Source organism: Empedobacter sp. UBA5036, assembly GCF_002415215.1.
Taxonomy (GTDB): Bacteria; Bacteroidota; Bacteroidia; order Flavobacteriales; family Weeksellaceae; genus Empedobacter; species Empedobacter falsenii_B.
Window position 1 is genome coordinate 73,753 of record NZ_DICC01000060.1, and the last position, 11,480, is coordinate 85,232.

Genomic DNA, 11,480 nt, shown 5'->3' on the forward strand with positions numbered 1-11,480 from the left:
TTTTCCTGAAAATCGTTGCTAAGTTTGAGTTGGAAAGTAATTTTAAAAACATAGAATATAAGCACATGATTTCTAACTTATCATACTCAAGTGGGGCATCACAATATCCTCTTTTAGGAGAAACGATTGGCGAAAATTTACGAAATACAGTTGCAAAATATCCGCAGCAAGAGGCTTTGGTTTGCGTTGATCAAAATTATAGAGCGACGTACACAGAGTTTTATTCACAAACCGAACAAATAGCAAAATCATTGATTGCAATTGGTTTGCAAAAAGGAGATCGCGTAGGTATTTGGGCGCCAAATCGTGCGGAATGGACGTTGTTACAATATGCAACGGCCCGTGTGGGAATGATTTTGGTTAATTTGAATCCTGCTTATCGTGAAAATGAACTCGAATTTGTATTAAATCAAGCTGAAATTTCTGCAGTTTTTGCTTCTTTAAGCTTCAAAACAAGTGAGTATAAAGTGATGTTGAATAATGTAAAAGAGAATGCGAAATTACTAAAACATATCATTATTTTTGAAGAAAATTGGGATGATTTTTTGATTAAAGGAGAAGAAATTTCGACTTCAGAAGTGCATCAAATAGAGCAATCTGTTCAGTTTGATGATGCTGTAAATATTCAATATACATCTGGAACAACAGGCTTTCCAAAAGGAGTAACTTTAACGCATCATAATTTATTGAACAATGGTTTTTTTATTGGTGTTCGATTAAATTATACGCATCGTGATCGTGTTTGTATTCCTGTTCCATTTTATCATTGTTTCGGAATGGTAATTGGTAATATGGCGTGTACTTCGCATGGCGCTTGTATGGTAATTCCTTCGGATAGTTTTGATCCTGCAAAGACTTTAAATGCAGTCGAAATGGAAAAGTGTACATCACTTTATGGAGTTCCGACGATGTTTATTGCGGAATTAGAATTACCAAATTTTGATCGTTTCGATTTAACATCTTTGAGAACTGGTGTAATGGCTGGTTCGCCTTGTCCGATTGAAATTATGAAGAAAGTGCAAGCTAAAATGAATATGAAAGAAGTTTCGATTTGTTATGGGATGACAGAAACTTCGCCAGTTTCTACACAAACTATTATCGGAACACCTTTAGAAAAGCAAGTTTCGACGGTTGGAACAGTTCAAGATCATTTAGAAATTAAGATTATTGATCCGCAAACAGGAGATATTTTACCTCGTGGAATTGCTGGTGAATTTTGTACAAGAGGTTATTCCGTCATGCAAAAATATTGGAACAATCCGGAAGCAACTGCGCAAGTTATTGACGAAAATAATTGGTTGCATACTGGTGATTTAGCGACTATGGATGTTGATGGTTATATTAATATTACTGGACGAATTAAAGATATTATTATCAGAGGAGGAGAAAATATTTCACCAAAAGAGATTGAAGATTTTTTGTACGAACATGAATCAATTTCTGATGTTCAAATTATTGGCGTTCCAAGTATCAAATATGGAGAAGAAGTAATGGCTTGGGTGAAAGTGAAAGATGGTATTAGTGTAACAGAAGACGAATTGAAGGCTTATTGTTTATCCATTGCTCATTTCAAACGTCCTAAATATTGGAAGTTTGTACAAGAATTCCCTATGACTATCTCAGGGAAAATTCGAAAAATAGAAATGAGAGAAGTTTCTATAAAAGAATTAGGTTTAGAAAATGCACGAAAAGTGAAAACATCTTAAAAAAAGTATTAAAATCTATATCAAAAGTAGACTCAAAAATAATAATTTCAATTATCTTTGAGTCTATTTTAATTTTACAAAAATAAACGATCTAAACGATGTCAAATATCTTATTAATCGAAGATGAACAGGCAATTCGCAACGTTTTGAAAAGCATTTTAATGGACGAAAATCCAAAATGGAATGTGGATGAAGCTGAAAACGGAGCTATAGGGCTTGAAAAAATAAAAGAAAAAGAATACGACTTAATTATAAGTGATATAAAAATGCCGTTGAAAGATGGGATGGAAGTTTTATCGGAAGCGATGGAATACAATCCTGATTTAACAATGGTGATGATAACGGGGCACGGAGATGTTGATTTGGCTGTAGATGCGATCAAAAAAGGTGCGTACGATTTTATCTCAAAACCACCAGATCTTAATAAATTATTGACGACTGTTCGTAATGCTTTAGACCGTAAATCGTTGCTATCTTCGAACAAAGAATTGAAGAAAGAAAACAAAGCATTAAAGAAAAAAGTTGCTAAAAAATATGAAATGATTGGTGATGCTCCTGCAATTGCAGAAGTGAAACAAATTATAGATAAAGTGGCTGCTACAGATGCTCGTGTATTGATTCTTGGTCCAAATGGAACAGGAAAAGAGTTGGTTGCACATCATTTACACGAAAAAAGTAATCGTAATGTAAAACCTTTAGTTGAAGTAAATTGTGCTGCAATTCCAGCGGAATTAATTGAAAGTGAATTATTTGGTCACGTGAAAGGGTCGTTTACCGGAGCTGTGAAAGACAAACAAGGTAAGTTTGAATTAGCAAATGAAGGAACAATTTTCTTAGATGAAATAGGGGATATGAGTCTTTCTGCTCAAGCAAAAGTTTTGCGTGCGCTACAAGAAGGAAAAGTTTCGCCAGTTGGTTCTGAGAAAGAGATTAATGTAAATGTTCGTGTAATTGCTGCAACAAATAAAGACTTACGAAAAGAGATTGAGGAAGGTCGTTTTCGCGAGGATTTATACCATCGTTTAGCGGTAATTATTATTAATGTTCCAGCACTTAATGATCGTAAGGATGATATTCCTGCTTTGGTTGAACATTTTATTACTGATACAACAAGTCAAAAATCTTTTGATAATTCAGCGTATGATGCTTTGAAAGAATTAGATTGGTCAGGAAATATTCGTGAGTTAAGAAATGTTGTTGAACGTTTATTGATTTTGGGTGATGATCCAATTTCGAGAAAAGATGTTGAACAATTCGTGAAAAAATAATTCATCTCAGATGAAAAAGATTTTCTTTTTGCTATTTATCAGTCAACTCTTTTTATTTTCTTGTAAAAAGGACAATGTAGAAGTGGATAAAAGTTCAGATAGCTTATCGCATGAAGATGTATTGTCTTTAGAAAAAAATTCTGTTTTTACAAATGAAACGCTTGTTTATAAGGGTGTTTTTGAAGGAAAATATTTTGGGGATAAAATTGTTTTGAAATTAGCAGATGATAAATTTACTGCTGAATACAAAGGTCAATCTTATAACGGAGAATTATTCAAAAAAGATGATGGATCGTTGATGGAGATTGATTCAAAAAAGAAAAAATTACCTTTTCAATTTTTACGTTGGTCGGACAATTCGGAGATTATGATTCTCAATGAAGATGGAATGGCTGATGATAATGGTGAAAATTATTTAACAAGAATTTCAGACAAATGAAAATAAAATTTACATGGATTTTAAGTCTTATTGCAATTACTTTTTTAGTAAGTTGTAATTCTTCTTCAGCCAGTAAAAATGATGAATTAGGAAAACGTTTTTTCGAAAATTATTCATCTCGAAAAGATTACAAGAAAATGTTGTCTTTTTACAATGATAGTTTGGTATATGAAAATGTAGCACAATATTCGGGAGGTTCTACGGTAGATCCGCGTTATTTATTGAATGATATTATTCGTTGGAGTGATCAAACGATGCAATATGAAAATAATAAATTATTGAAAGTAAATGAATTATTTTCTAACGATTCGATGATTATTGCAAACGGAGAATTTTCGCCTTATACCTATAATGGAATGAAGTTTCCAGCGATGAAATTCACGACATATTTGTATTTAGATCAAAATTCGAAAATCAAAAAACAAGTTGATTGGTTTAATTATCCAATTGAGGATATTATAGAGTTGTATCAATTGCAACAAGGTCAAGACAAAATAAAACTAGATAAACAATAGTTTTTAGTAAATCCAGTTAGAGTTTTTTAACTGGATTTTTTTATTTTTAGATATGATAAGAATTGCCGTAGAAAATGATATTCCTGAACTGAAAAGAATGATGATAAAATTGTTACAACATCATCAAGAGTTTAATGCATTGTATCAAATAGATTTGACCTACAAACATGATATTGATGATTTTTTCAAGGGAATTTTACATCAACAGAATATAAAAATATTTGTAGCCGAAATAGAAAATCAGTTGACGGGATATATTATTTGTTCGAAACATCTTCGTCCGAAATATTTTGTGATTAAATCAAAAGGAAGAATAGATTCGTTGTATGTTGATGCAAATTATCGCAATCAAAACATCGCTTCTAAATTGGTTAAAGAAGCGATAAATTTCTTGAACGATCAAGCATATATTGAATTAGAATTTACAGCTGAAAATCAATTTGCAAAAGGTTTTTGGCTGAAAAATGGTTTTGAGATTTTGAATCATCAATGTATTTTGAAATTGAATTAATATCAAAAAAAAAGCTCCAAAATAGGAGCCTTTAATTTATTGTTCAGAATTGAAATAGACTTTATAATAATACATTTTCTTTTCTTCGTCAAAACCACGCTCCAAATATTCTTCAGCTGCATCAGGATTTGTCAAATCTAATTTGATGTTAATCTTCGTATCTAATTTAATTTCACTTTTGATTTTCTTTGATTCTTTCATCAAAGTTGGAACTGAAACTTCGAAAGCTTCTACAAATTCAACACGATTATTTTCGCTATAATCTTTCTTATATTCCTTGAATTCGTCAATAATTTCGAAAGGTTTCAAAACTTGATCTTCAAAAATTTCATTTGTTACAACTTCATTTGAATTCAATACATTTATCGAATTTGAGATAAATTCTGCTTGTTGTTTTTTATCCGTTTTATCCAAAAGAAAATCATTCGAGAAATCTGTAATCAACTCCATATATTTCTTAGTATGGTAATTGTTATCTTTAATCAAATCAATTTCCAAGAAATTTTTCTTCCAATATTCTGACTCCACATTTTTATCATCGATAGAGTAGACGCGGAAACCTTCTTCGCGATAAGCATCAAGAATAAGACAAGCTTTGTCGATTCCTTCTAACTTATAACCTTTCCAAATGTTAAAATCTAAACCACGCGATTCGTCGAAACGCAAGAATTTTTTCTTATTCTCTAATTTATAAATTCCAATTCCACGACAAGGAATACCGTCGAACATCATATTCTCGAAAAGAGCAATAAAAACTTCACCACTTTTGATCTGTGGATGCAATGATTTTTCGTATAAATGACTTAAAACTTCTTGCGAAAAATCGATAAAATCAGTTTCTTCATCAAACATTTGCTTGCATTGATTATACAAAACATTAAATTCTAACTTTTCTGTATAATGTGTGAAATGATTAATTTCGAGTGTTTTTTTGAAAGGACTTAATAAGAAAGGAACCAATTGTTCTTCCTTAGATTCGTCATATTCTAGTGTTTTATCGGCAAAAATGTTAGCTTCTTCCCGAACTTTATGTCCAACTTTTTGTAAACTAATAAAGGCGATGTAAGCATTTTTAACGTCAATCATTTTATATAATTTCTTAAAAACAAAAGTAATCAATTCAGAAATCAATACAAACGATGTCAAGAATAAAAATATTTAACAAAATTGTCAAACAAAATTGTTAATACAATTCATTGAATATTAATCACTTATAAATTATTTTGATGATTTATTGATTTTGTATGGTTAAAATTTATAATTATGGCACGGAAATAGTATTTAGAGAGATGTCTTAATTTATTAAAAAGTTGGATGATGAAAAAAATTAGATTTACACTTTTAGGAATAGCTTTTACAGCCATGTTAGCTGTTGGTGTAAATGCTCAAGATAGAGGTCAAAGAGGTGGTGAGAGAAGTTCTTCTTCAAGAGAAGCGACTTCAAGAAGTCAAGGGAATGGACGCTCTGAAATGGCTAGAACAGAAAATAGAACTAGTCGTATTCAAGGAAATAGAACAGAAAGAATAGATCGCGGAAATTCTACGAATGAATCTTGGAAAAACTCTACAAATAGAACAGAACGTGAAACGAGTACACGTATAGATAGAAACAATACAGCGATTGTAAGTAGTAGACCAAGTTCTAATAAAGATTGGAATAATAGTAGAAATAACAGAGAAAATAGCCAAGGAAATCAAGGCAACAGATCTGAGAGTTTAAAAAACAGAGATTTCTACAACAATCCAGTTCGTCTAAATTCGAGTTCATACAACAGAGGAAATCGACCAGTTTCTAATGTGAATGTAAGAAACTATTACAAGTATTCGTACAAAAGTTATAATTTCTACGGAAATAACGGTATTTACTATCGTCCTTACAACAGTGGATATGTGAGATATATGCCTTATGTAGGATTTAGAATTAATATTTTACCAGTAGGTTATGTAACAATTAATATTGGTAATAGAAATCCATATTATTTCTACGAAGGAGTTTATTACAGCCCTAATAGAAATTATTATGAAGTAGTTCAAGCTCCACTCGGTGCTATTGTATATGCATTACCAGCAGGATATGAAAGAGTAGATTATGGAGGCGAATATCTGTATGAATTTGGAGGTGTTTTGTACCAAAAAATTTACAACAGAGGAACAAGAGCTTATCAAGTAGTAGGTTATTTAGATTAGTATAGGTTTTAGTAGTTAAGTAAAAGCCCAAACAGATTATCTGTTTGGGCTTTTCATTTGTAGCGAAGAGCAGAATCGAACTGCCGACCTCAGGGTTATGAATCCTGCGCTCTAACCATCTGAGCTACCTCGCCTAAATTTTAATTTTTGCAAAGGTAATTTTTTTTTGATTTTATAACAAAACTTATTTTGATTTTCTTTGGTAGATACAATTCATTTTATATCTTGCGACTTCAATAAAATAGAATTATGCCAAAAAAGAAATATCAAGTAGAATTTTCAATCAAGTCTTCACCGTCTTTGCTATATAACTATATTTCAAACCCTTCTGGTTTATCAGAATGGTTTGCAGATAACGTAAATTCTCGTGGAGAAAAATATACTTTTATTTGGGATGGACACGAAGAATCTGCATTTTTGATGAAATCTAAGCAAGATGGATACGTGCGCTTTCAATGGGAATATGATGAAGATACAAAATATTTCTTCGAATTAACAATTGTAGAAGACGATTTAACGAACGATGTATCATTAGTTATTACAGATTTTGCTGATGAAGACGAAGTAGAAGAATCAAAACAATTGTGGGAAAGTCAAATTGAAGATCTTAAAAAAATCTTAGGATCTGTTTAAAATCTATTATTTTGAAAATTAACTTAGGTGGCGTTATCGTCGAAAAAGCAAATGCAGAAATAGGAATTCAGAACAGAGCTTTTCGTAATGGTGATGCTGTAATAGAAATTTTGCGATTTGTAAATGGTGAAATTATTGATTGGGAAGATCATTATTTCAATTTAATGGCTTCTATGCGTATTTACCGCATGAATATTCCGTTGGATTTTACACCAGAATTTTTTCAAGAACAAATCAATTTATTAGCAGAAGCAAATCAATCGAAGTCAGGGAAAGTAGAATTTTTTGCTTTCAGAAATGATGAGGAAGATTATCTAAAAGCATCCATCAATTATTTGATTTCTATCGAAAATAGTGAAAATGATTGGGAGTTTTTACAAGCTGAAAACGAGATTGATGTGTACAAAGATTATGCAATCAATACTGCATTTTACTCACTTGTGAATACGTATCGTCCAGAAGAAAATATTGCAGAAATCTATCGTTTAGAGAATGATTATGCTGATATTATTTTGCTAAATGCAAACAAAAAAATGGCACGTTCTTTACGAGGAAATATTTTTGTGGTGAATGGAGAAACGATTCGTACACCGAAAAAAGAAGAAGGTGTTATTACTAGTGTTTTGAGAAATAATTTCATTACAAAAATTAATAAAGCCGAAGAATTTAAAGTAGAAGAAGTCGAAATTTTTCCATTTGAAATTCAGAAGGCAGAAGAAGTTTTCATTTTGATTGATGGAATTGGAATTTTACCAATTACCAAAAATCGTAAAAAAGAATACACTTTAGATAAAACAAAATCGATTTTTAAGTATTTATAATCGATTAATTCATAGAAGGATCAGCGGGGGTGTTTAGCCAAATTAAGTTTTCACCTCCAAGCTGTTTCATCAATTTCTTCCACAAATCAGCATCCCAACGCTCAAAAATATCAAAATCCAAATCCGTTACTGCCCACGAATTATCATTTAATTCATCTTTGATTTGTTTTGGCGCCCAACCACAATATCCAATAAAAAATTTGATTTCTTCTTGAGTAATCAAATTCTGATTTACTGCATCGCGCACATCTTCATACACACCTGACCAATATAAATTGTCAGCAATTTTTTCACTATTTCTAATTAAATCAGGGCGTTTGTGAATATAATAGATATTTTCTTTATCAACTGGTCCACCTTCAAAAACAATAGAAGCAGACTCTATTTCAGACACAAAAATACTAATCGGAATATGAGAAGAATGATTAAGAATAAAACCAATACTTCCAGATTCTAAGTGTTCTGTAATCAAAATAACACTTCGCTGAAAAATATCGTTACTTAATGTTGGTTTTGCGACCAAAATAGCTCCTTTTTTTATACTTTTGATAGACATTTTTGTTTCGGTTTTATTGAGTAAAATCTTAACGAAAGATATGATTAGCGGTTTAAAAATATAAAATAATCATTAATGAAACAAGATTTAAGTTATAAAAGAAAGGTTTACGAAAAACAGTCGATGAATTTTGATTCGTTAAGAGAAAATCCGATTGAACAATTTCGTGATTGGTTTTTGCAAGCTGAAGAATCGGATGGAGTAGATGAAGCAAATGCGATGTCTGTTGCGACGATTGGTGAAGATGGATTTCCGAGAACGCGTGTTGTTTTATTGAAAAGATATACGGACGAAGGTTTTATTTTTTATACGAATTACAATAGTCAGAAAGGAAAAGCTTTGTTAGAGAATCCGCATGTTTGTTTGTCATTTTTTTGGCCATTTCTTGAAAGACAGATTATTATAAAAGGTGTAGCAGAAAAAACATCGGATAATAATTCGGATGGATATTTCGAAACGCGTCCAAGAAGTAGCCAGTTAGGGGCTTGGATTTCAGCTCAAAGTTCTGTGATTGATGAGCACGAAGATTTAGCGACAGAGGAATTGGAATTAGAAAAAAAATACGAAGGAAAAGAAATTCCTCGTCCAGCACATTGGGGAGGTTTCTTGATTCGTCCAACTGAGATAGAGTTTTGGCAAGGACGTCCAAGTCGTTTACACGATAGAGTTCGTTATGTTTTACAAGACGATTTTGATTGGAAAAAAGAGCGTTTAGCACCTTAAGATATAAAACAAAAGCCTCTAATTAAGAGGCTTTTGTTTTTGATGTATAGTCTAATAATGGTTCGTATTCTTTTAGGAAAGCAGCTTTTTTTTGAAACAATAAGTTATTTGAAACTTGATCTACAAAGTATAAATTTTCGATTAAATTTTCAAAAGCATTGTTGTTATAACCTGTAGAGTCAAAAAAGAAAATCCAATCTTCATCTATAAAATATTGTGCATTTTCAATTTCTCGAATAGTTATTTTTTCCTTTGCGATTTCACTTTGTAGAATATCTTTTGTTACATTTTTAAGTTGCTCTATTTGATTATTCAAAACTGTTAAAGCTTCGATTCTTAGCTTTTCATGAATGGGTTTTGTTGCAAAATTAATATGAGTTCTAATTTCATTTACCAATTGAATATTTGCTGATAAATCTGCTTCAACTTTGATGCAATCTTCTAACAAAATAGTTTTTTGTTCATCTAAATTAGATTTGAAAAATATTTTGATATTGTCTAAATATTCTGAGAACTCAGCTTCTTTTTCCTTATTTATTTGCTCTAATTCTTCTTTAACTTTCAGTACATCTTGTTTTTTATTGTAAACAACATTGTTGTATTTGAATGGTTGCGGCTTTTTTTGACCAGTAAAAAAATCTAATTGAAGTAAATCAATTTGTAAAGCTAAATATTGTTTTGCAACTAAAATATTTTCATCCGAAAACAATTCATTCGAAGGAATATTTTGTTGTTTATTCGTTAAATCAACTTCTTTAATTCGATCAAAAGGTAAATCATAATTTGTAAAAAAATGATTGTAAACTTTAGGGTAATTGTATTTATTATAAATGGTTTTAAACGTTTCAATAAATTCTGAATTATTTATTTCATTAACACGGTATAAATTTAATTGAAAGAAAAAATTGAATGTAAATTCTTCTTCAAATTCATTATTTTTTTGAAGTAATGTAATTGCTTTTGGAGATTTATCTATTTCAGAATGATGATTTGTAGACGCTATATTTGCCAAACGTTTGTCCATTTCTGGATGTGTCGACCATAAATCTTCAAATTGTAGTAAAGAATGATTTTGATTAAATTCATTAATTCCAACAATAGCTAAATTATTTTCTAAAAAAAGTTCGTAATCATCGATATAAAAGTCAACTAATTGATTCATGTTTTGATAAATATTAGTCGAAAACTTTTTATCATCTTGTAAATTTGTATAAAAATTAGCTAATTCTTGGTAAACAAATTGATACAATTCTATTCTCAATAATGGTTTGCTCATCGTCTCAATTCCCACAACATTTGTTGCAATTTGATCAGCATGAAATTCCATTTCTCGACTTAATTTTAGATAATTGAATTCTAATTTTTTGTGAATTATTTTCAAAATAGATTCAATCATTTTATTGTAAGCAACAGCGCCCATTGAAATAAAACCAACAATTCCATTAATTTGGCCTAAATTATCAACATCAAATTTTAAGGTTTGATTACTGTATAAAATATCTTCCATAATTTTGGTCGCATTTCCAACATGGCTACCAATTGTCATTGATTTTTGAGAAAAATGCCCAAATTCGTGCGCAATAATTCCTTTTAACTCATTTTGAGAAATACCATGAAGCAAACCAACGCCAATGGATAAGTTTTTTCTTGTTGGAAAAACTAAACTTTGCAAATTGTTCGAATAGGAAACATATGCATTTACATCATCAATAATAAATACTTTTTTGGGATGTTTTGTGCCAACTTTATCTGCGGTTGCTTTTATTAATTTGAATAATTCTGGTTGATCCGTTTCAAAAATTTCAATTCCATTTGTAGCTGTTTTTTTGAAAATATTTAGAATAAATTTAATATTATAGTAAACGATTAAACCTCCTAAAGCCAACAGTCCCAAACCTAAAAAAATGGTAATCCACATTGGTTTAGCAATGACGATAGCGATTCCTCCACAAACACAAATTATGAAAATGATGATGCTCAAAATTGTAGAAAAGAAGAGAGTAATCAAGAAAAGAGCAATCCATACTGCCGATTTTTTTTGCGCCTTTTTGTACGTTTCGGAAACGTTTATTTTAAAAGAATTCATAGTGTTAATTAAAGTTGTCCCGTCCTGAAATAGCG

The 11,480-nt window shown here is 30.7% G+C and carries 12 protein-coding genes and 1 tRNA gene; 9 read left to right on the plus strand and 4 right to left on the minus strand.

Going from position 1 to position 11,480, the window contains the following annotated elements:
- Positions 1 to 65 precede the first annotated feature (65 nt).
- The 5 genes from B4J88_RS11585 (at position 66) to B4J88_RS11605 (ending at position 4,439) form a co-directional block, all read left to right on the plus strand.
- On the plus strand, positions 66 to 1,706 hold the full coding sequence (locus B4J88_RS11585) for an AMP-binding protein (protein ID WP_038330517.1): 1,641 nt from the start codon (positions 66 to 68) through the stop codon (positions 1,704 to 1,706).
- Between the two features lie 98 nt (positions 1,707 to 1,804).
- Entirely contained in the window at positions 1,805 to 2,974 is a 1,170-nt protein-coding gene (locus B4J88_RS11590) for a sigma-54-dependent transcriptional regulator (RefSeq protein ID WP_038330518.1), read from the plus strand.
- A 10-nt stretch (positions 2,975 to 2,984) separates the two neighbouring features.
- The gene (locus B4J88_RS11595) at positions 2,985 to 3,413 is read left to right on the plus strand and encodes a hypothetical protein (protein WP_038330520.1); all 429 of its coding nucleotides are present in this window, start codon (positions 2,985 to 2,987) and stop codon (positions 3,411 to 3,413) included.
- A complete protein-coding gene (locus B4J88_RS11600) occupies positions 3,410 to 3,928 on the plus strand; it encodes a hypothetical protein (RefSeq protein ID WP_038330521.1) in 519 nt (172 codons plus the stop codon). Before B4J88_RS11595 ends, B4J88_RS11600 begins: the two co-directional genes overlap by 4 nt.
- Before the next feature lie 52 nt (positions 3,929 to 3,980).
- Positions 3,981 to 4,439, plus strand: a complete 459-nt coding sequence (locus B4J88_RS11605; RefSeq protein WP_038330524.1) for a GNAT family N-acetyltransferase — start codon at positions 3,981 to 3,983, stop codon at positions 4,437 to 4,439.
- Between the two features lie 36 nt (positions 4,440 to 4,475).
- Here the strand turns inward: B4J88_RS11605 and B4J88_RS11610 are convergent, their stop codons facing one another.
- Positions 4,476 to 5,525: a nucleoid-associated protein gene (locus B4J88_RS11610; RefSeq protein ID WP_291067698.1), complete on the minus strand. Its 1,050-nt coding sequence runs from the start codon at positions 5,523 to 5,525 to the stop codon at positions 4,476 to 4,478.
- A gap of 231 nt (positions 5,526 to 5,756) precedes the next feature.
- Between B4J88_RS11610 and B4J88_RS11615 the strand changes: the two genes are divergently transcribed.
- The gene (locus B4J88_RS11615) at positions 5,757 to 6,626 is read left to right on the plus strand and encodes a DUF6515 family protein (protein ID WP_291067699.1); all 870 of its coding nucleotides are present in this window, start codon (positions 5,757 to 5,759) and stop codon (positions 6,624 to 6,626) included.
- A gap of 60 nt (positions 6,627 to 6,686) precedes the next feature.
- Here the strand turns inward: B4J88_RS11615 and B4J88_RS11620 are convergent.
- Positions 6,687 to 6,760 (minus strand) — tRNA-Met (locus B4J88_RS11620).
- 115 nt (positions 6,761 to 6,875) lie between these two features.
- Here B4J88_RS11620 and B4J88_RS11625 point away from each other — a divergent pair.
- Entirely contained in the window at positions 6,876 to 7,259 is a 384-nt protein-coding gene (locus B4J88_RS11625) for an START-like domain-containing protein (protein ID WP_038330532.1), read from the plus strand.
- Between the two features lie 11 nt (positions 7,260 to 7,270).
- On the plus strand, positions 7,271 to 8,080 hold the full coding sequence (locus tag B4J88_RS11630) for an aminotransferase class IV (RefSeq protein WP_291067700.1): 810 nt from the start codon (positions 7,271 to 7,273) through the stop codon (positions 8,078 to 8,080).
- Between the two features lie 4 nt (positions 8,081 to 8,084).
- Here the strand turns inward: B4J88_RS11630 and B4J88_RS11635 are convergent, their stop codons facing one another.
- Entirely contained in the window at positions 8,085 to 8,636 is a 552-nt protein-coding gene (locus tag B4J88_RS11635; RefSeq protein WP_038330535.1) for a YqgE/AlgH family protein, read from the minus strand.
- A gap of 75 nt (positions 8,637 to 8,711) precedes the next feature.
- Between B4J88_RS11635 and pdxH the strand changes: the two genes are divergently transcribed.
- The gene (pdxH, locus tag B4J88_RS11640; RefSeq protein WP_291067701.1) at positions 8,712 to 9,359 is read left to right on the plus strand and encodes a pyridoxamine 5'-phosphate oxidase; all 648 of its coding nucleotides are present in this window, start codon (positions 8,712 to 8,714) and stop codon (positions 9,357 to 9,359) included.
- A gap of 22 nt (positions 9,360 to 9,381) precedes the next feature.
- Here the strand turns inward: pdxH and B4J88_RS11645 are convergent.
- Positions 9,382 to 11,480 (minus strand): M48 family metalloprotease (locus B4J88_RS11645; RefSeq protein WP_291067702.1); only part of this gene is annotated, 2,099 nt, incomplete at its 5' end.

Bases quoted from the DNA above. Each gene is read 5' to 3' on its own strand.
- B4J88_RS11585 (WP_038330517.1), top strand. From the start codon at position 66: ATGATTTCTAACTTATCATACTCAAGTGGGGCATCACAATATCCTCTT.
- B4J88_RS11590 (WP_038330518.1), top strand. From the start codon at position 1,805: ATGTCAAATATCTTATTAATCGAAGATGAACAGGCAATTCGCAACGTT.
- B4J88_RS11595 (WP_038330520.1), top strand. From the start codon at position 2,985: ATGAAAAAGATTTTCTTTTTGCTATTTATCAGTCAACTCTTTTTATTT.
- B4J88_RS11600 (WP_038330521.1), top strand. From the start codon at position 3,410: ATGAAAATAAAATTTACATGGATTTTAAGTCTTATTGCAATTACTTTT.
- B4J88_RS11605 (WP_038330524.1), top strand. From the start codon at position 3,981: ATGATAAGAATTGCCGTAGAAAATGATATTCCTGAACTGAAAAGAATG.
- B4J88_RS11610 (WP_291067698.1), bottom strand. From the start codon at position 5,525: ATGATTGACGTTAAAAATGCTTACATCGCCTTTATTAGTTTACAAAAA.
- B4J88_RS11615 (WP_291067699.1), top strand. From the start codon at position 5,757: ATGAAAAAAATTAGATTTACACTTTTAGGAATAGCTTTTACAGCCATG.
- B4J88_RS11625 (WP_038330532.1), top strand. From the start codon at position 6,876: ATGCCAAAAAAGAAATATCAAGTAGAATTTTCAATCAAGTCTTCACCG.
- B4J88_RS11635 (WP_038330535.1), bottom strand. From the start codon at position 8,636: ATGTCTATCAAAAGTATAAAAAAAGGAGCTATTTTGGTCGCAAAACCA.
- pdxH (WP_291067701.1), top strand. From the start codon at position 8,712: ATGAAACAAGATTTAAGTTATAAAAGAAAGGTTTACGAAAAACAGTCG.